General features: G+C 61.5%; 22 protein-coding genes. 15 read left to right on the forward strand and 7 right to left on the reverse strand.

Features of this window, described 5'->3' with window-relative positions:
- Nucleotides 1-151: 151 nt before the first annotated feature.
- Together DLD99_RS11575 and gloB are read right to left on the reverse strand one after the other, a co-directional pair.
- On the reverse strand, nucleotides 152-1,618 hold the full coding sequence (locus DLD99_RS11575; protein ID WP_114882287.1) for a transglycosylase SLT domain-containing protein: 1,467 nt from the start codon (nucleotides 1,616-1,618) through the stop codon (nucleotides 152-154).
- Between the two features lie 99 nt (nucleotides 1,619-1,717).
- A complete protein-coding gene (gene gloB, locus DLD99_RS11580) occupies nucleotides 1,718-2,485 on the reverse strand; it encodes a hydroxyacylglutathione hydrolase (RefSeq protein ID WP_114886648.1) in 768 nt (255 codons plus the stop codon).
- A 65-nt stretch (nucleotides 2,486-2,550) separates the two neighbouring features.
- Here gloB and DLD99_RS11585 point away from each other — a divergent pair, with 65 nt between their 5' ends.
- Together DLD99_RS11585 and rnhA are read left to right on the forward strand one after the other, a co-directional pair.
- Nucleotides 2,551-3,309 carry a methyltransferase domain-containing protein gene (locus DLD99_RS11585; RefSeq protein ID WP_114882288.1) on the forward strand — a complete coding sequence of 253 codons (759 nt, stop codon included), beginning with the start codon at nucleotides 2,551-2,553 and terminating at the stop codon, nucleotides 3,307-3,309.
- A 90-nt stretch (nucleotides 3,310-3,399) separates the two neighbouring features.
- Nucleotides 3,400-3,861 (forward strand): ribonuclease HI, encoded by a 462-nt coding sequence (gene rnhA / locus DLD99_RS11590; protein WP_039770807.1) that lies wholly within the window; start codon nucleotides 3,400-3,402, stop codon nucleotides 3,859-3,861.
- On the opposite strand, the gene DLD99_RS11595 is transcribed toward rnhA, so the two are convergent.
- Complete coding sequence (locus DLD99_RS11595) at nucleotides 3,862-4,167, reverse strand: DUF2388 domain-containing protein (protein ID WP_114882289.1); 306 nt, start codon at nucleotides 4,165-4,167, stop codon at nucleotides 3,862-3,864.
- A 189-nt stretch (nucleotides 4,168-4,356) separates the two neighbouring features.
- Between DLD99_RS11595 and dnaQ the strand changes: the two genes are divergently transcribed.
- The 3 genes from dnaQ to DLD99_RS11610 all read left to right on the forward strand — a co-directional run bounded on the left by dnaQ (nucleotide 4,357) and on the right by DLD99_RS11610 (nucleotide 8,154).
- The gene (gene dnaQ, locus DLD99_RS11600) at nucleotides 4,357-5,115 is read left to right on the forward strand and encodes a DNA polymerase III subunit epsilon (protein ID WP_085733070.1); all 759 of its coding nucleotides are present in this window, start codon (nucleotides 4,357-4,359) and stop codon (nucleotides 5,113-5,115) included.
- A gap of 154 nt (nucleotides 5,116-5,269) precedes the next feature.
- The gene (locus DLD99_RS11605; RefSeq protein ID WP_114882290.1) at nucleotides 5,270-7,525 is read left to right on the forward strand and encodes an Orn/Lys/Arg family decarboxylase; all 2,256 of its coding nucleotides are present in this window, start codon (nucleotides 5,270-5,272) and stop codon (nucleotides 7,523-7,525) included.
- Between the two features lie 14 nt (nucleotides 7,526-7,539).
- A complete protein-coding gene (locus tag DLD99_RS11610) occupies nucleotides 7,540-8,154 on the forward strand; it encodes a GNAT family N-acetyltransferase (protein ID WP_085708592.1) in 615 nt (204 codons plus the stop codon).
- Here the strand turns inward: DLD99_RS11610 and DLD99_RS11615 are convergent.
- Both DLD99_RS11615 and DLD99_RS11620 read right to left on the reverse strand, forming a co-directional pair.
- The gene (locus DLD99_RS11615) at nucleotides 8,120-9,013 is read right to left on the reverse strand and encodes a LysR family transcriptional regulator (RefSeq protein WP_114882291.1); all 894 of its coding nucleotides are present in this window, start codon (nucleotides 9,011-9,013) and stop codon (nucleotides 8,120-8,122) included. The two genes, DLD99_RS11610 and DLD99_RS11615, sit on opposite strands and share 35 nt — an antisense overlap.
- An 85-nt stretch (nucleotides 9,014-9,098) precedes the next feature.
- Nucleotides 9,099-9,335 carry a hypothetical protein gene (locus DLD99_RS11620; RefSeq protein WP_085708590.1) on the reverse strand — a complete coding sequence of 79 codons (237 nt, stop codon included), beginning with the start codon at nucleotides 9,333-9,335 and terminating at the stop codon, nucleotides 9,099-9,101.
- 185 nt (nucleotides 9,336-9,520) lie between these two features.
- Here DLD99_RS11620 and DLD99_RS11625 point away from each other — a divergent pair, with 185 nt between their 5' ends.
- A complete protein-coding gene (locus DLD99_RS11625) occupies nucleotides 9,521-10,078 on the forward strand; it encodes an NADPH-dependent FMN reductase (RefSeq protein ID WP_114882292.1) in 558 nt (185 codons plus the stop codon).
- A gap of 101 nt (nucleotides 10,079-10,179) precedes the next feature.
- The gene (locus DLD99_RS11630; RefSeq protein ID WP_114882293.1) at nucleotides 10,180-11,463 is read left to right on the forward strand and encodes an arsenic transporter; all 1,284 of its coding nucleotides are present in this window, start codon (nucleotides 10,180-10,182) and stop codon (nucleotides 11,461-11,463) included.
- On the opposite strand, the gene DLD99_RS11635 is transcribed toward DLD99_RS11630, so the two are convergent.
- The gene (locus tag DLD99_RS11635) at nucleotides 11,460-12,410 is read right to left on the reverse strand and encodes a DUF1853 family protein (protein WP_114882294.1); all 951 of its coding nucleotides are present in this window, start codon (nucleotides 12,408-12,410) and stop codon (nucleotides 11,460-11,462) included. The two genes, DLD99_RS11630 and DLD99_RS11635, sit on opposite strands and share 4 nt — an antisense overlap.
- Before the next feature lie 113 nt (nucleotides 12,411-12,523).
- Here DLD99_RS11635 and DLD99_RS11640 point away from each other — a divergent pair, with 113 nt between their 5' ends.
- The 8 genes from DLD99_RS11640 (at nucleotide 12,524) to pepN (ending at nucleotide 21,062) form a co-directional block, all read left to right on the forward strand.
- Nucleotides 12,524-13,414 (forward strand): NAD(+) kinase, encoded by an 891-nt coding sequence (locus DLD99_RS11640; RefSeq protein WP_011333623.1) that lies wholly within the window; start codon nucleotides 12,524-12,526, stop codon nucleotides 13,412-13,414.
- Nucleotides 13,411-14,385 carry a metallophosphoesterase gene (locus DLD99_RS11645; RefSeq protein ID WP_371856526.1) on the forward strand — a complete coding sequence of 325 codons (975 nt, stop codon included), beginning with the start codon at nucleotides 13,411-13,413 and terminating at the stop codon, nucleotides 14,383-14,385. Before DLD99_RS11640 ends, DLD99_RS11645 begins: the two co-directional genes overlap by 4 nt.
- Before the next feature lie 57 nt (nucleotides 14,386-14,442).
- On the forward strand, nucleotides 14,443-15,792 hold the full coding sequence (locus tag DLD99_RS11650) for an ATP-binding protein (protein WP_114882295.1): 1,350 nt from the start codon (nucleotides 14,443-14,445) through the stop codon (nucleotides 15,790-15,792).
- Entirely contained in the window at nucleotides 15,792-16,277 is a 486-nt protein-coding gene (locus DLD99_RS11655; protein WP_114882296.1) for a hypothetical protein, read from the forward strand. The genes DLD99_RS11650 and DLD99_RS11655 overlap by 1 nt, the downstream gene beginning before the upstream one ends.
- Nucleotides 16,277-17,200 (forward strand): tetratricopeptide repeat protein, encoded by a 924-nt coding sequence (locus DLD99_RS11660; protein ID WP_114882297.1) that lies wholly within the window; start codon nucleotides 16,277-16,279, stop codon nucleotides 17,198-17,200. Before DLD99_RS11655 ends, DLD99_RS11660 begins: the two co-directional genes overlap by 1 nt.
- 106 nt (nucleotides 17,201-17,306) lie before the next feature.
- Nucleotides 17,307-17,567, forward strand: a complete 261-nt coding sequence (locus DLD99_RS11665; protein ID WP_114882298.1) for a YeaC family protein — start codon at nucleotides 17,307-17,309, stop codon at nucleotides 17,565-17,567.
- A complete protein-coding gene (locus DLD99_RS11670; RefSeq protein ID WP_102621881.1) occupies nucleotides 17,564-18,394 on the forward strand; it encodes a DUF2797 domain-containing protein in 831 nt (276 codons plus the stop codon). The genes DLD99_RS11665 and DLD99_RS11670 overlap by 4 nt, the downstream gene beginning before the upstream one ends.
- Nucleotides 18,395-18,404: 10 nt before the next feature.
- Nucleotides 18,405-21,062, forward strand: a complete 2,658-nt coding sequence (gene pepN / locus DLD99_RS11675) for an aminopeptidase N (protein WP_114882299.1) — start codon at nucleotides 18,405-18,407, stop codon at nucleotides 21,060-21,062.
- Nucleotides 21,063-21,125: 63 nt separating this feature from the next.
- On the opposite strand, the gene katG is transcribed toward pepN, so the two are convergent.
- Nucleotides 21,126-23,399, reverse strand: a complete 2,274-nt coding sequence (katG, locus tag DLD99_RS11680) for a catalase/peroxidase HPI (RefSeq protein WP_114882300.1) — start codon at nucleotides 23,397-23,399, stop codon at nucleotides 21,126-21,128.
- Between the last annotated feature and the right edge of the window lie 242 nt (nucleotides 23,400-23,641).

The raw sequence follows: 23,641 nt of genomic DNA on the forward strand, positions 1-23,641 counted from the left end.
CAGGCGGCTTGGGCTTTGTGGGCCGTACAGTAACAGCTTGTATGGACAGGAAAAAGACAGGGGCTTAATGCGCGGTTAATTGCGGGAGTTGCCTGCATCGACAGCAAAAAATGACAGGCAAAAAAAGCCCCTGAAAATCAGGGGCCCTTTGTCAGTGCGGCTGGTAGACCGTGAGCATCTGCCCAGGCTTGAGTGCCTTGCCGGCACCCGGGTTCCAACGCTTGAGATGCTGCATCTCGACGTTGAAACGCTTGGCAACAACATACAGCGTGTCGCCGCGCTGGACCTTGTACTGGGTCTGCTGCTTGCTGTCGTCCTTGGCTTTGCTCTTGGTGTTGGCTGCGATCACGGTGTTGATGCGCCCGCCGGACTTGCCGGCCGGGGTGCGTTTGGTGGTGTCCTGCATGACCAGGGTCTGGCCGACCTTGAGATTCTTGCCGGTCAGCTTGTTCCAGCGTTGCAGGTCCTTGACGTCGACCTTGTTGGCCTTGGCGATGGAGCCGAGGTTGTCGCCGCGTTTGACCCGGTACGCACGCTTGAGCTTCGCGACTTCGGTCGGATCGGCGCCTTCGAAGACCGGCTTCAGCGAACGAGGGCTGATCAGCTCTTCAGGACGCATGGTCTGCAGGCTGGCGGTCAGCAGCTGGGCCTTCGACGTCGGCACCAGCAGGTGCTGCGGGCCGTCGATGGTGGTGCGCTGCTTGAACGCCGGGTTGAGCTGGAACAGCTCGTCTTCGTCGATGTTGGCCACGGCGGCGACCTTGGACAGGTCCATGCGCTGGTTGATTTCGACGACCTGGAAGTAAGGTTCGTTGGCGATCGGGTTGAGGTTCACCCCGTAGGCTTCCGGCGACAGCACTACTTGCGACAGTGCCAGCAGTTTCGGCACATACGCCTGGGTTTCTGCCGGCAGCGGCAGGTTCCAGTAGTCGGTCGGCAGGCCGAGCTTTTCGTTGCGTTCGATGGCGCGGCTGACCGTGCCTTCGCCGGCATTGTAGGCCGCCAGGGCCAGCAGCCAGTCGCCGTTGAACATGTCGTGCAGGCGGGTCAGGTAATCCATCGCTGCCGTTGTCGAGGCGGTGATGTCGCGACGGCCGTCGTAGAAACGGGTCTGGCGCAGATTGTAATAACGCCCGGTGGAAGGGATGAATTGCCAGAGCCCCACCGCGTCGGCCCGGGAATAGGCCATCGGGTTGTAGGCACTTTCAATCACTGGCAGCAGGGCCAGCTCCAGCGGCATGTTGCGTTCTTCGAGGCGCTCGACGATGTAATGAATGTAGAGGCTGCCGCGCTCGCCGGCGTTCTCGAGAAAGGAAGGGTTACTGGCGAACCACAGGCGCTGTTGCTCGATGCGCGGGTTCACGCCCAGACCTTCCTGAAGCTGAAAACCGCCGCGCATGCGTTCCCAGATGTCTTGGGGCACCTGCGGGCTGGGCTTCTCGGACAACCAGATGGGCTTCTGCTTGGCTCGCGCAGCAATGTTCGGCGTATGGGTCGCTTCAGTCTGCGGAGCATGGCTGGAACAGCCCGCCAGCGTGGCGGACACAGCCACCGCGATGGCTTGCGCCAAGCGGGTCAATGCGTCTGAATTGACGGACTTACGTATGGATGACGACATTGGCTGGAAGTAAGTTCCGGGCAAAAATGTCGGGCGATTCTAGAAAGCGCACCCCCTGCGGTCAACCATTCAGCGTTTTTGTACCAAGTGGTGAACGGCTTAGAACTTATCTTTCCAAGCCCGCAGAGCCGCAAAAACCTCACTCGGCGCCCGGTTTTGAGCGCCATTCCGTTCGTCCACTTTTTGTGTAACTAATGTTTCACTGGTACGCAGAAACGGGTTTGTGAGCTTTTCCAGGGCAATGGTCGAGGGCAGGGTCATGACCCCGTTTTGCCGTTGCTGGCTGACTTTTTCCAGACGGGCGGCAATGTCCGGGTTGCCCGGCTCCACCGCAGCGGCGAATTTCAGGTTGCTCAGGGTGTATTCGTGGGTGCAGTAGACCAGTGTGTCTTCCGGCAGGGCGGCCAGACGACCGAGGGAGTGGTGCATCTGCTCCGGCGTGCCTTCGAACAACCGGCCGCAACCGGCGGCGAACAGGGTGTCGCCGCAGAACAGCAGGCCGTGATGGTAATAGGCGATGTGCCCCAGGGTGTGGCCGGGAACGGCGTAGACATCGAAATCCCAGCCGAGCACGCGAACCTTGTCGTTATCCTTGAGCGCTACGTCCCGCCCAGGGATGCTTTCGCTGGCCGGACCGTAGACAGTCGCGCCCGTAGCCTTTTTAAGCGTCTCGACACCGCCGACATGATCATGGTGATGATGAGTGATCAGAATATCGCCCAGCACCCAGCCCGGATGCGCGGCAAGCCACGCCTGCACGGGGGCGGCATCTCCCGGATCGACCACCGCGCAGCGCTGGGTGGCATGATCCTGTAACAACCAGATGTAGTTGTCGGTGAAGGCGGGCAGGGCACTGATCTGTATCATCTTCGGATTCGCCAAGCGGGTAACATTGGCGCATCTTAGAGGTTCCTGGCGTGTTGGAGAATGCAATGATCGATAAAGCGTTCGCTCAGGCCGATCCTGACTGGCTGGCCCTGATCGGGGCGGCCCGTGAATGGCTGTCCGGTCCCCTCGGGCAATTTCTGCTGGACGAAGAGCGGCGCATGCTCGAAGACGAGCTTTGCCGGTTCTTCGGCGGCTATCTGGTGCATTACGGCCCTTCTGCGGAAACACCGCCGTCGGCGCCGCAAGTGCAGCGCAACGTGCGGCTCGGTGCGCCATTGCCCGGCGTCGAGATCGTCTGCGAAGAGCAGGCCTGGCCGTTGAGTGAACACGCCGCCGACGTGGTGGTGTTGCAGCACGGTCTGGATTTCTGCCTGTCGCCCCACGGCCTGCTGCGTGAAGCGGCCAGCAGTGTGCGCCCCGGCGGGCATCTGTTGATTGTCGGGATCAACCCCTGGAGTACCTGGGGCCTGCGCCATGTGTTCGCCCATGACGCATTGCACCAGGCGCGCTGCATCTCGCCGTCGCGGGTCGCCGACTGGCTCAACCTGCTGGGTTTCGCGCTGGAGAAACGCCGCTTCGGGTGCTATCGTCCGCCGCTCGCGTCACCCAAGTGGCAGGCCCGTCTGGCCGGCTGGGAACGCAAGGCCGGCGACTGGCAACTGGCGGGCGGCGGCTTCTATCTGTTGGTCGCGCGCAAGATCGTGGTCGGCCTGCGTCCGGTGCGCCAGGAACGCCGCGAGCCGATGGGCAAGCTGATTCCGTTGCCGATGGCCAAGGTCAATCGGCGCCGCATCGAACCGTAAACCTTCTTTTATTGTGGCCGGGTCTGTCCCGGTCCGGGCCGTTGTCGATCCGTGATCGGCGAGGCCAGGCATTTTTCTGGATAGATTGGCATGAGCGAAAGCGTCGATAGCGTAGAACTGTTCACTGATGGCGCCTGCAAGGGCAACCCCGGCCCGGGCGGCTGGGGCGCCTTGCTGGTGTGCAAGGGCGTCGAAAAGGAACTGTGGGGCGGCGAAGCCAATACCACCAACAACCGCATGGAGCTGCTCGGCGCGATTCGCGGCCTGGAAGCCCTCAAGCGTCCTTGCGAAGTGCTGCTGGTGACCGACTCGCAATACGTGATGAAAGGCATCAATGAGTGGATGGCCAACTGGAAGAAGCGCGGCTGGAAAACCGCGGCCAAAGAGCCGGTCAAAAACGCCGATCTATGGAAGGAACTGGACGAGCAGGTCAACCGCCACAAGGTCACCTGGAAATGGGTCCGCGGCCACATCGGCCACCACGGCAACGAACGGGCCGACCAGTTGGCCAACCGTGGCGTGGATGAAGTGCGCGGCTACAAGCAGGACTGATCAGAGCATCAGAATGGCCTTGGCCAGCTGCTGGTCGGTGGCGGACAGTTCTGGCAACAGGCTGCGAATCCGCTGGAATGCTGCCTCCATCTGCGCGCCGCGAATGTCTCCGTCGCTGGCAACGAAGGCCGCCGCATCGTCCTTGGCGGCCAGCACGATCTTGTCGTCCTTGAACGACCCGCTGGTGCCTTTGCTGGAGCTGAGTGTAAGGCTCAGGGTGATGTCGGTGCTGATGACGAAACTGGTGGCGTGCGCTTCGGCCATCAGCAGGCAGGCGCCAAGCAATAAAACATATGCAGTCTTCATGACGTGCTCAAATCCACTGGGAAACAGGCCGCGCACGCTAACAAGCCGGTTTGCCCCAGACTTTATGAACATTGCTAATGATTGTTAAAAACTGCATGAGCGCCGATCACCCGGCGGTGCGCGACGTGCGCCACGGGCGTGTTAACATCGCCGCTTTTGCACGATTGACCCGTTGAGAGCTGAACACTGATGGCCACCAGATCCGTTGTACTCGATACCGAAACCACCGGCATGCCGGTGACCGATGGTCACCGGATCATTGAAATCGGTTGCGTCGAGCTGATCGGTCGGCGCCTGACGGGGCGGCACTTTCACGTTTACCTGCAGCCGGATCGCGAAAGTGACGAAGGCGCGATCGGCGTCCACGGCATCACCAACGAATTCCTGGTCGGCAAGCCGCGTTTCGCCGAAGTGGCCGATGAGTTCTTCGAGTTCATCAACGGCGCGCAACTGATCATCCATAACGCGGCGTTCGACGTTGGCTTCATCAACAACGAATTCGCCCTGATGGGTCAGCAGGATCGCGCGGACATCACGCAGCACTGCACGATCCTCGACACCCTGATGATGGCCCGGGAACGTCACCCGGGGCAGCGCAACAGCCTCGATGCCTTGTGCAAACGCTACGGCGTCGACAACTCCGGCCGTGAGCTGCACGGCGCATTGCTCGACTCGGAGATTCTCGCCGACGTCTACCTGACCATGACCGGTGGCCAGACTAGCCTGTCGCTGGCCGGCAACGCTTCCGACGGTAACGGCACGGGTGAGGGCGCGGACAACTCCGCCACTGAAATTCGTCGTCTGCCGGCGGACCGCAAACCGGGGCGGATTATTCGCGCCACCGAAGCCGAACTGGCCGAGCACCAGGTGCGCCTGGAGATCATCGCCAAATCCGCTGGTGCACCGGCGCTGTGGACTCAGCTGCTGGAAGCCGAATCCCAGGCGTAAAACGCAAAGGATCGTCCGAATGCGCTGGCCGCGTCCGGACGATCCTTTGTTTTTGGCAGTACTGACAACTGGCCACCCTCGCCACATCCGCTCCGACCCTCTACCCTGAGGACATTGGCAGATCACTCTCCGCCGCCTCAGGACACTGAGCCCCATGTACAAAGATCTGAAGTTCCCGGTGTTGATCGTTCACCGCGACATCAAGGCCGATACGGTTGCCGGCGAACGCATTCGCGGCATCGCCCATGAACTGGAGCAGGAAGGTTTCAGCATCGTTTCGGCCACGGATTACGCCGAGGGTCGGCTGGTGGCGTCGACTCATCATGGTTTGGCGTGCATGTTGATCGCCGCCGAAGACGCGAGCACCAATTCCCATTTGTTGCAGAACATGGCCGAACTGATCGGTCTGGCCCGCGTGCGGGCGCCGGACTTGCCGATCTTCGCGCTCGGTGAGCAGGTCACTTTGGAGAACGCCCCGGCCGATGCCATGGCCGAGCTCAATCAGTTGCGCGGCATTCTCTATCTGTTCGAAGACACGGTGCCGTTTCTCGCCCGCCAGGTGGCGCGGGCAGCGCGCAAGTATCTGGATGGATTGCTGCCGCCGTTCTTCAAGGCCTTGGTGCAGCACACCGCCGATTCCAATTATTCCTGGCACACCCCCGGTCATGGCGGTGGCGTGGCGTATCACAAGAGCCCGGTAGGGCAGGCGTTTCACCAGTTTTTCGGCGAAAACACCCTGCGTTCGGATTTGTCGGTGTCGGTGCCGGAGCTGGGTTCGCTGCTCGATCACACCGGGCCGCTGGCCGAAGCGGAAGCGCGGGCTGCGCGCAATTTCGGCGCCGATCACACCTTTTTCGTGATCAATGGCACCTCGACTGCCAACAAGATCGTCTGGCATTCGATGGTCGGGCGCGATGATCTGGTGCTGGTGGATCGCAACTGCCACAAGTCGGTGTTGCACGCGATCATCATGACCGGGGCGATTCCGCTGTATCTGTGCCCGGAGCGTAACGAGCTGGGGATCATCGGCCCGATCCCGCTGAGCGAATTCAGTCGCGAATCGATCCAGGCCAAGATCGATGCGAGTCCGCTGACCAAGGGTCGGGAGCCGAAAGTCAAACTCGCGGTGGTCACCAACTCCACGTACGACGGCCTTTGCTACAACGCGGAACTGATCAAGCAGAGCCTGGGCAACAGCGTCGAGGTTCTGCATTTCGACGAAGCCTGGTACGCCTATGCGGCGTTTCACGAATTCTTTGCCGGACGCTACGGCATGGCGACCTCGCGCAGTGCCGACAGCCCGCTGGTGTTCACCACCCACTCCACCCATAAATTATTGGCGGCATTCAGTCAGGCTTCGATGATTCATGTGCAGGACGGCGGCGCGCGGCAACTGGATCGTGACCGTTTCAACGAAGCGTTCATGATGCATATATCGACGTCGCCGCAGTACAGCATCATCGCTTCGCTGGACGTGGCTTCGGCCATGATGGAAGGCCCGGCCGGGCGCTCGCTGTTGCAGGAAACCTTCGATGAAGCCCTGAGCTTTCGCCGGGCGCTGGCCAATCTGCGGCAACACATCGACGCCAATGACTGGTGGTTTTCGATCTGGCAGCCGCCGGGTGTCGAGGGCATCGATCGGGTGCAGACCGAAGACTGGCTGCTGAAGCCCGAGGCGGACTGGCACGGTTTCGGCGAGGTCAGCGACGATTACGTGCTGCTCGATCCGATCAAGGTCACTCTGGTGATGCCCGGCCTGACCGCTGGTGGAGCGCTGAGCGACAACGGGATTCCGGCGGCGGTGGTCAGTCGTTTCCTCTGGGAGCGGGGGTTGGTGGTGGAGAAAACCGGGCTGTATTCGTTCCTCGTGCTGTTCTCCATGGGCATCACCAAAGGCAAATGGAGCACGCTGCTGACCGAGCTTTTGGAGTTCAAGCGCAGCTACGACGCGAACGTCAGCCTCGACACCTGCCTGAAGTGTGTCGCCCAGGAAGACCCGGCGCGCTATCGCGGCATGGGTCTGCGCGACCTGTGCGATCAGCTCCATGCCTGCTATCGCAGCAACGCCACCGCCAGGCACCTCAAGCGCATGTACACCGTGCTGCCGGAAATCGCCATGAAACCGGCCCACGCCTACGATCAACTGGTGCGCGGCGAAGTCGAGGCGGTGCCGATCGATGAGCTGGAGGGGCGTGTCGCGGCGGTGATGCTGGTGCCTTATCCGCCGGGGATTCCGTTGATCATGCCCGGTGAGCGTTTTACCGAATCCACCCGGTCGATCATCGATTACCTGAAATTTGCCCGCACGTTCGATGCGAGTTTTCCGGGTTTCGTGGTCGATGTGCACGGACTGCAACACGAAGACGAGGGCAATGGACGGCACTACACCGTCGATTGCGTCAAGGAATGAGGGCGTTTCCCAGTATGCAACCGGTCATGAATCCAAAATACCCCGGGCTGTCGGTGCGTGTTGCCGATGACGGTTTTGCCGCCTATATCTGGGGTAGCGATTTCAGTTTTGAGGTCGCCGCCTATGGCGCTGCCGAAATCGGCAAACCCGTCGCGCAATGGGGCGTGACGCCCATCGTGCCGTACCGCAAGTGCTACGGCATCGACCCCGAGGAATTCAGCAGTTTTCGCGATGCCGCCGACAGTGCGATTTTCATGGCGTATCTGGAAGACCAGCCGGTAGGGCATCTGGTGATCAGCACCAACTGGAACGGTTTTGCTCATATCGATGAGCTGGCGGTGCATGCGCCAGCACGCCGCCATGGTGTGGCGAAAGCGTTGCTGGATGTGGCGCAGTTCTGGAGTCGCAAGAAAAAGCTGCCGGGGATCATGCTCGAGACCCAGAACAACAACCTCGGTGCCTGCCGCTTGTATGAGCGCTGCGGTTATGTGATCGGTGGCATCGACCATCTGCGTTATCGCGGCATTGATCCGAACACCGCCGAGGTGGCGTTGTTCTGGTATCGATTGTTCGATAATCCGCTGGAAAACCCGATCAGCTCGCCAGCATCGCCTCGGCTTGTTCCGTAACGATACCCAGCAATGTCTGGATGGCCGATGTCGGCGGCGCGTGCTTGAAGGTCAGTGCATAGAGGCTGATCGGCACCGCCGGTGACAACGGGCAAGTGTCGATTCCACCGGCCCGGGCACCCAGCGCGGTGAACGGGTCGACGATGGCCAGGCCTTCGCCGGCCTCGACCATGCTGCGCATCATCTGATGGGTCTGCACCCGGGTGTGGATGCTCGGTGCCGGGCGCAAGGCCTGGAGTTTGTGTTCCAGCGCCGGGCTCAGCGGATCCTGGCCTTCGAGGCCGACCATCGCCTGACCGGCCAGGTCTTGCAGCGAAATGTACTTCTGCTTCGGTTGCAGCCAGCCGTGAGGCGCGAGCAATTGCAGCTTGCCCTGGGCCAGCGGCTGGCAATGGATATCCGGATGTTCGGGGTCGTGCAGGCTCAGTCCCAGATCGCTCTCGCGCAGCAACAGACTGCGAACGATGTGGCGGGTGGGTTCACTGAGCAGCGTGCAGGGCACGTCAGGCAGGCGTCGGCGCAATGCGGCGAGACTTTGCGGCAACAGCTGCTGGGCCAGCGGCGGGGTACCGATGATTCGAAGGGGTGGGGCGAGGTATTGCTTGAGGCTGCTGGCCAGCCGTTGTACCGGCTCCAGCGCGTCATAGATGTGGGCGATTTCGACTTGCAGCGCACGGGCTTCGGCCGTGGCCTGAAGCCGTCCGCGCACGCTGGCGAACAGCATGAACCCCAACTGACTCTCGGCTTCGCGAAGTCGCTCTTCGACATCGCCCGCCGGCAATTGCAGCCATTCGGCGGCGGTGCCCACGTGACCCGTCTGTAAAAGCGCCTGTATCACCTCGATATGACGTAAACGCATGCGTGAAGTCCATGTCCGGCCGTTGGGGTCAGTGGCTGAATCCTACCCCAACTCGGCGCGGATGACTTCTGCTCATAACAATCGGTTATGAAGCGACAGTCGGCTCGGGTTCGCGAATCAGCGTGATGCCCGACTGAACCAGCAGGAATTCGTTGTCGTCGATTTTATTGACCCGATCGCCAATGGCCAGTTTGTAGGTGGTAACAGGCTCCATGCCGGTGAAACCGTCTGCCGACGGGTTGGATTCCTGGAACTCATGCACGGAATAAACGCGGCCTTCCGCATCTCTTGCATGGAACTGACCGACGAGTACTGCTGCCATCTGCTTAGAACCTCTGGAGATAAAACGCTTGATTTGCGGCTTGGTAGACCGTCATCGAGCTTGGTAAGTTTTCCTACAGGAAAAAAATAATCCGGACGCGGGAAATATCCCTCGTCGTCTGGTGGAATCGTCGTCGGATCATCTATAACTACAGGCTCCTCCCACGGACAGTCGAGAGTCTTCCCATGAGCAATGTCTATAACGTCGCGGTAGTGGTCGGCAGCCTGCGTAAAGCATCGATCAATCGCAAGGTTGCGCTGGCGCTGGCGGAACTGGCACCGGCCAACCTCAAGCTGAACATTGTGGAAATTGGCGATCTGCCACTCTATAACGAAGACATCGACGGCGATTCACCGCCGGCAGCCTACAGCACTTTTCGGCAAAAAGTGGCGTCATCCGACGCGGTGCTGTTTGTCACCCCGGAGTACAACCGTTCGGTGCCGGCACCCTTGAAGAACGCGATTGACGTTGGTTCGCGACCTTATGGCAAGAGTGTCTGGGGCGGAAAACCGGGCGCAGTGATCAGCGTTTCGCCGGGTGCCATCGGCGGTTTTGGCGCCAACCAGCATTTGCGCCAATCCTTCGTTTTCCTCAACGTGCCGTGCATGCAGCAGCCGGAGGCCTATCTTGGCGGCGCCGGTACGGCGTTCGATGAGTCGGGCAAGCTGAACGAGTCGGTCAAGCCGTTCCTGCAGAGCTTCATCAATGCCTATGGCGAGTGGGTAGCGCAGCACAAGAAGTGATCCACTGATTTTTCTGACAACATAACGAACCTGTGGGGGGATGGCTCCCACAGGTTTTTTTGTGGTCTGATTCTTTCCCCTTTTATTGAAGGCTGTCGCGAATGCTCGCTGCGTCACTGATTTTCCTGCTGACCATCACCCTGGTGATCTGGCAACCCAAAGGCCTCGGGGTCGGCTGGAGTGCAACGCTCGGCGCCATTGTCGCGCTGCTTTTTGGCGTGGTGCACCTGAGCGATATTCCGCTGGTGTGGCAGATCATCTGGAACGCCACCGGCACTTTTGTAGCGCTGATCATCATCAGCCTGTTGCTCGACGAAGCGGGGTTCTTTGCCTGGGCCGCGTTGCATGTGGCGCGTTGGGGGCGGGGCAGCGGGCGCAAGCTGTTCGCCTTCATGGTGTTGCTCGGTGCGCTGGTATCGGCTTTGTTCGCCAATGACGGCGCGGCGCTGATCCTCACGCCCATCGTGATTTCCATGCTGCTGGCCCTGCGTTTTTCCCCGGCGGCGACCCTGGCGTTCGTCATGGGCGCGGGGTTCATCGCCGACACCGCGAGCCTGCCGCTGGTGGTGTCGAACCTGGTCAACATCGTTTCGGCCGACTTCTTTCACATTGGTTTCAATCGTTATGCGGCGGTGATGGTGCCGGTCAACTTCGTCAGCGTCGCGGCCACGCTGGCGGTGTTGTTGTGGTTCTTTCGCCGCGACATTCCGAAAGACTACGACCCTGAACAGCTTGAACACCCGGAGACCGCGATCCACGACAAGGCCACGTTCTACGCGGGTTGGGCGGTGTTGGTGATCCTGCTGGTGGGCTGTTTTGCCCTGGAGCCGCTGGGCATTCCGATCAGCGCCATCTCGGCCGTTTGCGCGGCGTTGTTGCTGGGCATCGCCGCTCGCGGGCACAAGATCTCCACGCGCAAAGTGATGAAAGAGGCGCCGTGGCAGATCGTGATTTTCTCCCTGGGCATGTACCTGGTGGTCTACGGTCTGCGCAATGCCGGGCTGACGGATCATCTGGCCGGCTGGCTGGATGCCTTTGCCGGGTATGGCGTGTGGGGCGCGGCTATGGGCACTGGCGTGCTGACCGCATTGTTGTCGTCGATCATGAACAATCTGCCGACGGTGCTGATCGGTTTGCTGTCGATCGATGCCAGTCAGGCGACCGGTGTCGTGAAAGAAGCGATGATCTACGCCAACGTGATCGGCAGCGACCTGGGGCCGAAGATCACCCCGATTGGCAGTCTGGCGACTCTGCTCTGGCTGCATGTGCTGGAGCGCAAGGATATCCGGATCGGCTGGGGCTATTACTTCAAGGTGGGGATTGTGCTGACGGTGCCGGTGTTGCTGGTGACATTGGCGGCTCTGGCACTGCGGTTGAGCGTCTAACTCTGCCCGGGCACGTTCGGCCACAGATCGGAAACCAGAAACAGCCGCTCGGCTTCTTCCCATTCGCCCCGGGCATTTTCGGTCAGGCGCACCATCAGTTGCGCCGGGGCGAGCGGTTCGAGCTCATCGAGCCAGGCCCGCAACTGCTCGTGGCTCCAGGCCTGATCTGCCGGGTAATGTGCCGGCGCCAGCCACGCATGGCGGGGCAGGGGTTGCCAGCGTCCGGCCGGGCGCTGGGCGATAAACGCCGGCCAGTCCTTTTGATGCAGCCAGCTGCCGCGCAGATGCTGCGGATGGGCGCCGCTCGGCGGCTCGGACTGTCCGGGCCATGGATACAGCAGATAACCGCCCAGCCACAACTGCGCACTGAATGACTCGATATCCAGCGATGCCAGGGCCTCGCGGCTTTCCGGGCGGGCGGAAATCGGCAATTGGTGTTCGCTCAGGTGGGTCAGTTTGCGGTCCAGTCGATCATGGCAGCCGGGGCCGAGCCACTGCGCCGGATCGCGGCCGTCACCGTTCTGCGGGCCGAGGTAGAGCTTGATCGCCAGTTCCAGGTGATGCACGCCGTCGCGGTCGCGCAGCAGCATGTCGAGTTCGCCGAGGGTGTGACCCTCGCGGCGGATCGGCAGGTTGGCGGCGATCAGTTCGATCCCCGGCGCATGCTCCACGGCAAACTGCCACAGCCGCTCGTAATACAGGCCCAGACGCCGGGTGCGGGCCTGGGACAGCCATTGCAGCAGACCGTAACTGTCCCGGTCGAGCCGGTGCAGCCAGTGCGCCAGCCGCTCAGGGTCATGCACCCAGTCGCTGCCCGCCAGCGGATGGCGTTGCGGCCACGGCGTGGCGGCGAGCATCGGCGGGGCGAGGATCACCCACGCCAGATCGCGCACTTCCGGGTGGCGCAACTGATGGGGCAACTGGAGCAAATCGGGAAATAGGATCATCTTGCGAGCATAGCCTTAAACGCAGGCGCACTCTCGGGCTGAAAGGGTTTTGTCTATCCGGCGCTTTCGCCCATAATCGTCGTTTTCGCCGTCGCAGCCCCAGCAGGAGTCCCATGGAGCAATTTCGTAATATCGGCATCATCGGTCGCCTGGGCAGTTCCCAGGTGCTGGATACCGTCCGCCGACTGAAACGCTTTCTGCTCGATCGTCACCTGCATGTGATCCTCGAAGACACCATCGCCGAAGTCCTGCCCGGCCATGGCCTGCAAACCTCCTCGCGCAAGATGCTCGGCGAAGTCTGCGACATGGTCATCGTCGTCGGCGGTGACGGCAGCCTGCTCGGTGCGGCCCGGGCGCTGGCCAAGCACAACATTCCGGTGCTCGGGATCAACCGTGGCAGCCTCGGCTTTCTCACCGACATCCGCCCGGACGAGCTGGAAATCAAGGTCGCCGAAGTACTCGACGGCCACTATCTGGTGGAAAACCGCTTCCTGCTGCAGGCCGAAGTCCGCCGCCACGCCGAGGCCATCGGCCAGGGCGATGCGCTGAACGACGTGGTGCTGCACCCGGGCAAATCGACGCGGATGATCGAGTTCGAGCTGTACATCGACGGCCAGTTCGTCTGCAGCCAGAAGGCCGACGGCCTGATCGTCGCCACGCCGACCGGCTCCACCGCGTACGCACTGTCCGCCGGCGGCCCGATCATGCATCCCAAGCTCGACGCTATTGTGATTGTGCCGATGTACCCCCATACCTTGTCGGGCAGACCGATCGTGGTCGATGGCAACAGTGAGCTGAAAATCGTCGTGTCCAAAGATATGCAGATCTACCCGCAGGTCTCCTGCGACGGGCAGAACCACTTCACCTGCGCGCCGGGCGACACCATCACCGTCAGCAAGAAAGCGCAGAAGCTGCGGTTGATCCATCCGCTCGACCACAACTACTACGAGGTCTGCCGCACCAAACTCGGCTGGGGCAGCAAGCTGGGTGGTGGAGGCGACTGATGCTCGATCCCGCGCGCAGTTATGACCTGATCGGTGACGTGCACGGATGCGCCCTGACCCTGGAACACCTGCTGGACCGTCTCGGTTACCACAAGCAGGGCGGGGTCTGGCGGCATCCTTCGCGCATGGCCGTGTTCGTCGGCGACATCATCGACCGTGGCCCGCGGATTCGCGAGGCGCTGCACATCGTCCACGACATGGTCGAGGCCGGCCAGGCCTTGTGCATCATGGGCAACCACGAATTCAATGCACTGGGCTGGAGCACACCGGCACCACCGGGCAGCGGCAAGCAGTTCGTGCGCGAGCACACGCCGCGCCACGCCCGTTTGCTGCATGAAACCCTGACCCAGTTCGAAGACCATCCGGGCGACTGGCACGACTTCCAGCGTTGGTTCTATGAGCTGCCGCTGTTTGTCGACGCCGGACGCTTCCGGGTCGTGCATGCCTGCTGGGATGCCGGCCTGATCGAGCCGTTGCGCGCGCTGTTCCCCGATGGCTGCATCGATGAGCACTTCCTTCAGGCTTCCGCCGTACCGGGCAGTTTCGCCTGCACGGTGTTCGATCGCCTGCTGCGCGGCACCGACATGCGCCTGCCGGATGGCCTGACCATGACCAGCGGCGACGGTCTGGTGCGTTCGTTCTTCCGCACCAAGTTCTGGGAGGACGATCCGCAGACCTACGGCGACATCGTGTTCCAGCCCGATGCACTGCCGGAGCCGGTGGCGCAAAAGCCGCTGACCTCCAGCGAAAAGAATTCCCTGCTGCGCTATGGCGTCGATGAGCCGTTGCTGTTTGTCGGCCACTACTGGCGCAGCGGCAAACCGGCGCCGATCCGCCCGAACCTCGCGTGCCTGGATTACAGCGCCGTGCTCTACGGCAAACTGGTGGCTTATCGTCTGGATCAGGAAACGCGTCTGGATCCGCATAAATTTGTCTGGGTCGATGTCGAGCGGCCGGAGGTGCTGCGATGAAATCGGTTCGCGCGTTCAATTTTTTCACTCTGCAACTGGCTGTCACAAGGATTCACCATGGATGACACGACGCTGGATCAACTGGAGGCGGCATTAAGCGCCTCGCCGGGGAACGTCGCGCTGATCACGTTGTTGCTCAAGGCGTGCCTGGAGCGCGGTGAAGTCGAGCGCGGGCTCAAGCTGATTCCCGAAGAACTCGAACAACGGGCCGACTTCGCATCGCTCAAGCCGGTGGCCGCGCAACTGTATCTGGCAGCCGGGCAGGCGCAGAAAGCCTTGTCTCTGGTCACGGGCGAAGATCCCGCAGCGCAATTGCTGCGGGCGCGGGCCCTGGCGGATCTGGATCGTCTCAAGGAAGCCCAGGTCGAATACCGGGCGGCCATCAACGCCAATCCGTCGCTGGAAGACATGGCGCTGTGGCGCCGCTTGAACGTCTCCGTCACCGATTTCAGGGGCGGGGAAGGGCGCCCGAAACTGCGGGTGATTTCCAACGACGACACTGATCAGACCGAAGTCCGGCGCCTGCTGGTTCCCGAGGACAAGACCGTCACGTTCAACGACATCGGCGGTCTGGACGATCTGAAGAAAACCATCCACAAGAAAATCATCCTGCCGTACCAGAAACCCGGGCTCTTCGAGCGTTTTCGCAAGCGTGTCGGCGGTGGTGTGCTGTTGTATGGCCCGCCAGGTTGCGGCAAGACCTTGCTGGCCCGGGCCACGGCCGGGGAGTGCAAGGCCAAGTTTTTCAACGTGGCGATTTCCGATGTGCTGGACATGTACATCGGCGAGTCCGAGCGCAAGCTCCACGCCCTGTTCGAGCAGGCGCGGGCCCAGGCGCCGGCGGTAATGTTCTTCGATGAAGTCGAGGCGCTGGGTGGCAAACGCTCCAATACCCGTGAATCGACCTCGTCGAAACTGGTCAGCACGTTCCTCTCGGAAATGGACGGTTTTGCCAAAAACAACCATGGCGTGCTGATCCTGGCCGCGACCAACGTGCCGTGGTCGGTGGATTCGGCGTTCCGCCGGCCCGGCCGGTTCGACCGGGTGCTGTTCGTGCCGCCACCGGATCGCGCGGCCCGGGAAAACATGCTGCAACTGATGGTCAAGGGCCGTCCGCTTGCAGCGGATATCGACTTCGCATTCCTGGCCAAACACACCTCGGGGTTCTCCGGGGCCGATCTCGGCGAACTGGTGGATACCGCCGCCGATGAAGCCATCGAAGAGTCGATCAGTGAGGGCGCTGAACAGCCGATCTGTGACCGCCATTTCAAGCAGGCCTTGAAAGATGTGCGCGCGACAACGCTGGAATGGCTGACCACGGCGCGCAATTACGCGCGCTACGCCAACGAAGGCAATCAGTACGACGAAGTGCTGGCTTTTCTCGACAAGCATGGCAAGGGGCGCTGATGGGAACCAAGAGTGTGTACCGGATCGAGGACGAACCCCGTCCGGGTGGCCTCGCCAGGTTTGCCGTGGCGCCGTTCTGGCCGCTGCTGGCCCTGATGATGGGCGGCCTGTGGCTGGGACTGCCGTGGTTTGTGCTGAATTCGATTGCGGTGGGCAGCCCGACGCGGGTCCGTGAATGGATCTGGGTCGGCGTCGGTACGGTCGGCAGCGTGATCATCGGCCTGTTGCTGATCAGCCTGCTGAACAATGGCTACCTGACGACCCAGGCCGAGATTCAATACGCGCTGCTGGTCCTGGTGGTGTGGAAACTCACCATCGGTTACGTGCTGTATACCCTGCAGAACTCCACCATCGAGCTGTATCAGTACTACGGCGGCGAGCTAAACCGCTTTGCACCGCTGGTCGCCCTCGGCGGCGCCTTTGTGCTCAAGGGAGTGGTGGTCAAACTGGTGCCTGCAACCCTTTGGTATCTGGTGGTGAGCTGATGAATACGTCCCAACTGTTGGAACTGGCTTACCAGCGTCTGCACGCCCATCACTATGACGGCGCCGTCGACAGCCTGCGGCAATTGCTCGCCGACGACCCCGAATGTGCGGAAGCGCACGCGTTGCTGGCGCTGTGCCTGATCAGCCTGCGGCGACTGCATGCGGCGCGGCATGAAGCCTCGATGGCGCTGGCACTGGATGCTTTGCTGCCGCTGGCGCATTACGCTGCCGCAATGGCCGACATGGGTGCCCGGCGGTTCAAGAGCGCCGAACAGCACCTGTTGCAACTGCTCGAACTGGAGCCGGACGAGCCGAGTTATTACCGCAGCCTCGCTGATCTGTTCCAGCTCACCGGGCGTCTGAGCCAGAGCCAGGCGCTGCTGGAAAAGGCCCTGGAACTCGACCCGGATGGCGCAGCCAATCTGGTGGCCATGGCCGAATACCACAAGGCCTGCGGTCACTGGGAACAGGCCGAAGGTTTTGCCCGACAGGCGTTGCAGGCCGATCCCGGGCATGCAGCGGCGGTGATCGTGCTGGGTCACTTGCTGTTGCGCCAGGGCAATATCAACGGCGCGCGCGAACACGCGATCTGGGCCCTGCAGGAAAACGCCAACAACGTCGCGGCGCTGGGCCTGTTGACTGCCGTAAAAGCGCGCAGCAACCCGTTCATGGGGCTGTGGTGGCGCTTCAACAGCTGGATGACCGAGCGCAGCAACACCCGGGCCATTGTTCTGTTACTGGCCATGTTCGTGGTCTACCGGGTTACGGTCATCACCGTCACGGCACAGGGTTATCCCGCTGCCGCCGAGGTCATCGACTGGGTCTGGCTGGGCTTTGCCCTCTATACCTTCACTGCGCCGCAGATCTTCCGGCGGGCGCTGGAGAAGGAACTGACTCAGGTAAAACTTTCAAGGGAGTTCTAGGACGACGGGCGTGACGCCCGTCGATCCGCTCGCCCATCTGATGCCCGGCAGTGTGCCGGGGCATCGGCACCGTTAAACTAGCGACATTTTCTGGAGAGTGTTCAACATGTCGTCTTTTTCCGAACTGATCAAAAACATTACCCCCGACATCTACCAGAGCCTGAAACTGGCTGTGGAAATCGGCAAATGGTCCGACGGTGGCAAGCTCACCGCCGAACAGCGCGAGCTGTCGCTGCAGGCGATGATCGCCTGGGAAATCCAGAACCTGCCCGAAGAAGAGCGCACCGGTTACATGGGCCCGCAGGAGTGTGCGTCGAAGTCGATCGAAGTGCCGAACATCCTGTTCAAATCGGACGCCATCCATTGATCGAGATTGGCCGCGGTGCAATCAGCAAAATGTCGGCGCGCCTGGACGGGCCGAACGTGCAATACGCGTTTCGTCTGGATGACGTCGAGGTACCGGTCAACCCGTTGATCGGCACCACGGTGCGTCTGGAATACCTGGGGGCGATTCACTGCACCCATTGCGGACGCAAGACCAAGACCAGTTTCAGTCAGGGTTACTGCTACCCGTGCATGACCAAACTGGCCCAGTGCGACGTGTGCATCATGAGCCCGGAGCGCTGCCACTTCGACGCCGGCACCTGTCGGGAACCGGAGTGGGGCGAGAAGTTCTGCATGACCGACCACGTCGTCTATCTCGCCAATTCGTCGGGGATCAAGGTCGGCATCACTCGCGCGACTCAACTGCCGACCCGCTGGCTTGACCAGGGCGCCAGTCAGGCGCTGCCGATCATGCGCGTCGCCACGCGCCAGCAGTCCGGATTCGTCGAAGACCTGTTTCGCAGTCAGGTGGCGGACAAGACCAACTGGCGCGCGCTGCTCAAGGGCGATGCGGCGGCGGTGGATCTGGCACAGGTGCGCGATCAGCTGTTCGACAGCTGCGCCGAAGGCCTGCAAGGCTTGCAGGAACGTTTCGGCCTGCAGGCGATTCAACCGGTCACCGATGTCGAGCCGCTGGAAATCCGTTACCCGGTCGAGCAGTACCCGGCCAAGATCGTCAGCTTCAACCTGGACAAGAACCCGATTGCCGAAGGCACGCTGCTGGGGATCAAGGGCCAGTACCTGATCTTCGACACCGGCGTGATCAACATTCGCAAGTACACGGCTTATCAGCTCGCCGTGCATCAATAAGGACTTCAGCATGCGCACCGAACAACCGAAGATGATTTACCTGAAGGACTATCAGGCGCCCGAGTACCTGATCGATGAAACACACCTGACCTTCGAGTTGTTCGAGGACCACAGTCTGGTCCACGCGCAACTGGTGATGCGCCGCAACCCGGCCCGTGGCCCGGGCCTGCCGCCGCTGGTGCTCGATGGCCAGCAGCTGGAACTGCTCTCGGTGACCCTGGCCGACCAGGAACTGAGCGCCGCCGACTACCAGTTGACCGAGAATCACCTGACCCTGCAGCCGAAGAGCGAAACCTTCACGGTCGACACCAGCGTCAAGATCCATCCGGAAACCAACACCGCGCTGGAAGGCCTGTACAAGTCCGGCACGATGTTCTGCACCCAGTGCGAGGCCGAAGGCTTCCGCAAGATCACCTATTACCTCGACCGTCCGGACGTGATGAGCAAGTTCACCACCACTGTGGTCGCCGAGCAGCACAGCTATCCGGTGCTGCTGTCCAACGGCAACCCGATCGCCAGCGGCCCCGGCGAAGACGGCCGGCACTGGGCGACCTGGGAAGACCCGTTCATGAAGCCGGCGTACCTGTTCGCGCTGGTGGCCGGTGACTTGTGGTGCGTTGAAGACTCTTTCACCACCATGACCAACCGCAACGTGGCGCTGCGCATTTATGTCGAGCCGGAAAACATCGACAAGTGCCAGCACGCCATGAACAGCCTGAAGAAGTCGATGCGCTGGGACGAAGAGGTCTACGGTCGCGAGTACGATCTGGACATCTTCATGATCGTCGCGGTGAACGACTTCAACATGGGCGCGATGGAGAACAAGGGCCTCAACATCTTCAACTCCAGCGCCGTGCTGGCCCGTGCCGAAACCGCCACCGACGCTGCGCACCAGCGGGTCGAGGCGATCGTCGCCCACGAATACTTCCACAACTGGTCGGGCAACCGCGTGACCTGCCGCGACTGGTTCCAGCTGTCGCTGAAAGAAGGCTTCACCGTATTCCGTGATGCCGGTTTCTCCTCCGACATGAACTCGGCCACGGTCAAGCGCATTCAGGACGTGGCGTACCTGCGTACCCACCAGTTCGCCGAAGATGCAGGTCCCATGGCCCACGCCGTACGCCCGGACAGCTTCATCGAGATTTCCAACTTCTACACCCTGACCGTCTATGAAAAGGGTTCGGAAGTGGTCGGCATGATCCACACCCTGCTGGGCGCCGAAGGCTTCCGCAAGGGCAGCGACCTGTACTTCGAACGACATGACGGCCAGGCCGTGACCTGCGATGACTTCATCAAGGCCATGGAAGATGCCAACGGCGTCGACCTGACTCAGTTCAAGCGCTGGTACAGCCAGGCCGGCACACCGCGACTGGCGGTGAGCGAGTCTTACGACGCCGCCGCGAAAACCTACAGCCTGACCTTCCGTCAGAGCTGCCCGGAAACCCCGGACAAGGTTGAAAAGCTGCCGTTCGTGATCCCGGTGGAACTGGGCCTGCTCGACAGCCAAGGCAACGAGATTGCCCTGCGTCTGGCCGGCGAAGCCGCTGCACAAGGCACTACCCGAGTGATTTCGGTGACCGAGGCCGAGCAGACCTTTACCTTCGTCGACATCGCCGAACAACCGCTGCCGTCCTTGCTGCGTGGTTTCTCGGCACCGGTGAAACTGAGCTTCCCGTACAACCGCGATCAACTGATGTTCCTGATGCAGCATGACAGCGACGGATTCAATCGCTGGGATGCCGGCCAGCAACTGTCGGTGCAGGTGTTGCAGGAACTGATCGGCCAGCAGCAGAAGGGCGAAAGCCTGGTGCTCGACCCACGTCTGATTTCCGCCCTGCGTACCGTGCTGGCTGACCAGACGCTGGATCAGGCGATGGTTGCGGAAATGCTCTCGCTGCCGAGCGAAGCCTACCTGACCGAAATCAGCGAAACCGCCGACGTGGACGCGATCCACACCGCTCGCGAATTCGCCCGTCAGCAACTGGCGGACAACCTGTTCGAGGCCCTGTGGCAGCGTTATCAGGCCAACCGCGAACTGTCGAAAAAGACCCCGTACGTGGCCGAAGCCGAGCATTTCGCCCGTCGCGCGTTGCAGAACATTGCGCTGTCGTACCTGATGCTGAGCGGCAAGCCTGAAGTGCTGGCGGCAACGCTCGAGCAGTTCGACGCCTGTGACAACATGACCGAGCGCCTCACCGCGCTGGCGGTGCTGGTCAACTCGCCGTTCGACGCCGAGAAGGCCAAGGCCCTGGCCAGTTTCGCCGAGCACTTCAAGGACAATCCGCTGGTCATGGATCAGTGGTTCAGCGTGCAGGCCGGCAGCACTTTGCCCGGCGGTCTGGCGCGCGTGAAAGCGCTGATGCAGCACCCGGCGTTCAACATCAAGAACCCGAACAAGGTGCGTGCGCTGGTCGGCGCTTTCGCCGGGCAGAACCTGATCAACTTCCACGCGGCGGATGGTTCGGGTTATCGCTTCCTCGCGGATCTGGTGATCGAGCTGAACGGCTTCAACCCGCAGATCGCTTCGCGCCAATTGGCGCCGCTGACGCGCTGGCGCAAGTATGACAGCGCTCGTCAGGCGTTGATGAAGGCAGAGCTGGAGCGGATTCTGGCATCCGGTCAGCTGTCCAGTGATGTGTATGAAGTGGTCAGCAAAAGCCTTGCCTGAAGCTGTTTCAGGGCAATAAAAAACGCCGCTCGATGAGCGGCGTTTTTGTGGGTGGATGAAAAACTATTGGCGCAAATCAAACCGGTCCAGATCCATCACCTTCGCCCATGCCGCAACGAAGTCATTGACGAACTGCTCTTTCGCATCGGAACTGGCGTACACCTCGGCCAGCGCCCGCAGTATCGCGTTGGAACCGAACACGAGATCGACGCGCGTGCTTGTCCATTTCACATTGCCGGTCTTGCGGTCGCGACCTTCGAACTCGTCCGCCGCCTTGGACGTCGGTTTCCATTCCACGCCCATGTCCAGCAGGTTGCGGAAGAAGTCGTTGGTCAGTGCGCCGGGCTTGTCGGTGAACACCCCATGCTTAGTTTTGCCGACGTTGGTGTCCAGCACCCGCAGTCCGCCGACCAGAACGGTCAACTCCGGTGCCGAGAGCGTCAGCAGTTGCGCCTTGTCGATCAGCAACGCTTCGGCCGGCACGCGATAGGTGCTGGCGGCGTAGTTGCGGAAGCCGTCGGTGTGCGGTTCGAGGAAGCCGAACGATTCGACGTCGGTCTGCTCCTGAGTCGCATCGGTACGGCCGGGAGAGAAGGGGACGGTGACCGAATGGCCGGCGTTTTTCGCTGCCTGTTCGACCCCGGCATTACCGGCCAGCACGATCAGGTCCGCCAGCGAGACTTTCTTGCCCGATGCGCCGACGTTGAACTCGTTCTGAATGCTTTCGAGGGTTTTGAGCACCTTGTCCAGTTGTTCCGGCTGGTTGGCCTGCCAGAACCGTTGCGGTGCCAGACGCAGACGTCCGCCGTTGGCGCCGCCGCGTTTGTCCGAACCACGGAAAGTCGAAGCGGCCGCCCAAGCGGTGGAGACCAGTTCCGAAACCGACAGTCCCGACGCCAGCACTTTGCCTTTCAACGCCCTGATATCGTTGTCGTCGATCAGCGGATGCTTGGCCTCGGGAATCGGGTCTTGCCACAGCAGTTCTTCCTGCGGCATTTCCGGGCCGAGATAGCGTGACAGCGGACCCATATCGCGGTGGATCAGTTTGTACCAGGCCCGGGCGAAGGCGTCGGCCAGTTGATCGGGATTGGCCAGGAAACGCCGCGAAATCTTCTCGTAGGCCGGGTCGAAGCGCAGGGCCAGGTCAGAGGTGAGCATCGTCGGGTCGATGCGTTTGTTCGGGTCGTGAGCATGGGGAATGGTGCCGGCCCCAGCGCCGTTTTTCGGTTTCCATTGATGGGCACCGGCCGGGCTCTTGGTCAGTTCCCACTCGAAGCCGAACAGGTTTTCCAGATAGTTGTTGCTCCATTTGGTCGGAGTGGTGGTCCAGGTCACTTCCAGACCGCTGGTGATGGTGTCCGCACCTTTGCCGCTGCCGAAGCTGTTTTTCCAGCCCAGGCCCTGAAGCTCGAGACCGGCGGCTTCCGGTTCCGGGCCGACGTTATCGGCCGGGCCGGCACCGTGGGTTTTGCCGAAGGCGTGGCCGCCGGCGATCAGGGCGACGGTTTCTTCGTCGTTCATGGCCATGCGGCCGAAGGTTTCGCGAATGTCCCGGGCCGAGGCCACCGGATCGGGATTGCCCTCTGGGCCTTCCGGGTTCACGTAGATCAGGCCCATCTGCACGGCGGCCAGCGGGTTTTCCAGATTGCGTTCGCCCTGGTTGGTGCGGCTCTGTTCATGGCCGTGCTCGGCCGGTTCGGCCACCAGCGTGCCGTCGCCCGGTTCCTGCATGGCTTCGGGGTGTTTGCCGTAACGGGTGTCGCCACCCAGCCAGGTGTTTTCCGAACCCCAGTACACATCTTCATCCGGCTCCCACACATCGGGACGGCCGCCGGAGAATCCGAAAGTCTTGAAGCCCATGGACTCCAGCGCGACATTGCCGGTGAGGACGATCAGGTCGGCCCAGGAAATGTTGCGGCCATATTTCTGTTTGATCGGCCACAGCAGGCGCCGGGCCTTGTCGAGGCTGACGTTATCCGGCCAGCTGTTGAGCGGGGCGAAGCGTTGCTGGCCGGAACCGGCGCCGCCACGGCCGTCAGCGGTGCGATAGGTGCCGGCGCTGTGCCAGGCCATGCGGATAAAGAGCGGGCCGTAGTGGCCGAAGTCAGCGGGCCACCAGTCCTGGGAGTCAGTCATCAGCGCCGTCAGATCGCGTTTCAGGGCCTGGAAATCCAGGCTTTTGAAAGCCTTGGCGTAGTCGAAGTCCTTGCCCAGCGGATCGGAGGCGGGCGAGTGCTGACTCAGGATTTTCAGGTTCAGTTGATTCGGCCACCAATCGCGGTTCGTCGTGCCACCGCCGGCGGCGTGATTGAACGGGCATTTCGATTCATTTGCCATGTTCGGGTCCTTATCAGGTCTTCTGCGGCCGGCTCGTGCCGACTTCGGATTAGTAAGGCTAGACCCGACTGGGCAGGTCAGCTAATAGGCCGACTATTGGTGGCTGATAGGCAAAGTCTTTTACCGCTGTCTGTTCAGGATTTTTTCGGAGAAACGCGGGGCGTGCGTGCGCAATCGGCGATACCGCGTGCTGAAAGACGCGTCCTTGAGCGGTTGTTGTAAACATCGGGCAAGAATCATGA

Origin of the sequence: Pseudomonas kribbensis (genome assembly GCF_003352185.1) — a bacterium.
Lineage (GTDB): Bacteria > Pseudomonadota > Gammaproteobacteria > Pseudomonadales > Pseudomonadaceae > Aquipseudomonas > Aquipseudomonas kribbensis.

What these genes read in the sequence shown, in the direction of transcription:
- DLD99_RS11610 (WP_085708592.1), top strand. Translation starts at nt 7,540, where the DNA reads ATGCAACCGGTCATGAATCCAAAATACCCCGGGCTGTCGGTGCGTGTT.
- DLD99_RS11575 (WP_114882287.1), bottom strand. Translation starts at nt 1,618, where the DNA reads ATGTCGTCATCCATACGTAAGTCCGTCAATTCAGACGCATTGACCCGC.
- DLD99_RS11660 (WP_114882297.1), top strand. Translation starts at nt 16,277, where the DNA reads ATGAATACGTCCCAACTGTTGGAACTGGCTTACCAGCGTCTGCACGCC.
- DLD99_RS11615 (WP_114882291.1), bottom strand. Translation starts at nt 9,013, where the DNA reads ATGCGTTTACGTCATATCGAGGTGATACAGGCGCTTTTACAGACGGGT.
- katG (WP_114882300.1), bottom strand. Translation starts at nt 23,399, where the DNA reads ATGGCAAATGAATCGAAATGCCCGTTCAATCACGCCGCCGGCGGTGGC.
- DLD99_RS11605 (WP_114882290.1), top strand. Translation starts at nt 5,270, where the DNA reads ATGTACAAAGATCTGAAGTTCCCGGTGTTGATCGTTCACCGCGACATC.
- DLD99_RS11655 (WP_114882296.1), top strand. Translation starts at nt 15,792, where the DNA reads ATGGGAACCAAGAGTGTGTACCGGATCGAGGACGAACCCCGTCCGGGT.
- DLD99_RS11585 (WP_114882288.1), top strand. Translation starts at nt 2,551, where the DNA reads ATGATCGATAAAGCGTTCGCTCAGGCCGATCCTGACTGGCTGGCCCTG.
- DLD99_RS11595 (WP_114882289.1), bottom strand. Translation starts at nt 4,167, where the DNA reads ATGAAGACTGCATATGTTTTATTGCTTGGCGCCTGCCTGCTGATGGCC.
- DLD99_RS11635 (WP_114882294.1), bottom strand. Translation starts at nt 12,410, where the DNA reads ATGATCCTATTTCCCGATTTGCTCCAGTTGCCCCATCAGTTGCGCCAC.
- DLD99_RS11650 (WP_114882295.1), top strand. Translation starts at nt 14,443, where the DNA reads ATGGATGACACGACGCTGGATCAACTGGAGGCGGCATTAAGCGCCTCG.
- rnhA (WP_039770807.1), top strand. Translation starts at nt 3,400, where the DNA reads ATGAGCGAAAGCGTCGATAGCGTAGAACTGTTCACTGATGGCGCCTGC.
- DLD99_RS11640 (WP_011333623.1), top strand. Translation starts at nt 12,524, where the DNA reads ATGGAGCAATTTCGTAATATCGGCATCATCGGTCGCCTGGGCAGTTCC.
- DLD99_RS11630 (WP_114882293.1), top strand. Translation starts at nt 10,180, where the DNA reads ATGCTCGCTGCGTCACTGATTTTCCTGCTGACCATCACCCTGGTGATC.
- dnaQ (WP_085733070.1), top strand. Translation starts at nt 4,357, where the DNA reads ATGGCCACCAGATCCGTTGTACTCGATACCGAAACCACCGGCATGCCG.
- pepN (WP_114882299.1), top strand. Translation starts at nt 18,405, where the DNA reads ATGCGCACCGAACAACCGAAGATGATTTACCTGAAGGACTATCAGGCG.
- DLD99_RS11625 (WP_114882292.1), top strand. Translation starts at nt 9,521, where the DNA reads ATGAGCAATGTCTATAACGTCGCGGTAGTGGTCGGCAGCCTGCGTAAA.
- DLD99_RS11665 (WP_114882298.1), top strand. Translation starts at nt 17,307, where the DNA reads ATGTCGTCTTTTTCCGAACTGATCAAAAACATTACCCCCGACATCTAC.
- DLD99_RS11620 (WP_085708590.1), bottom strand. Translation starts at nt 9,335, where the DNA reads ATGGCAGCAGTACTCGTCGGTCAGTTCCATGCAAGAGATGCGGAAGGC.
- gloB (WP_114886648.1), bottom strand. Translation starts at nt 2,485, where the DNA reads ATGATACAGATCAGTGCCCTGCCCGCCTTCACCGACAACTACATCTGG.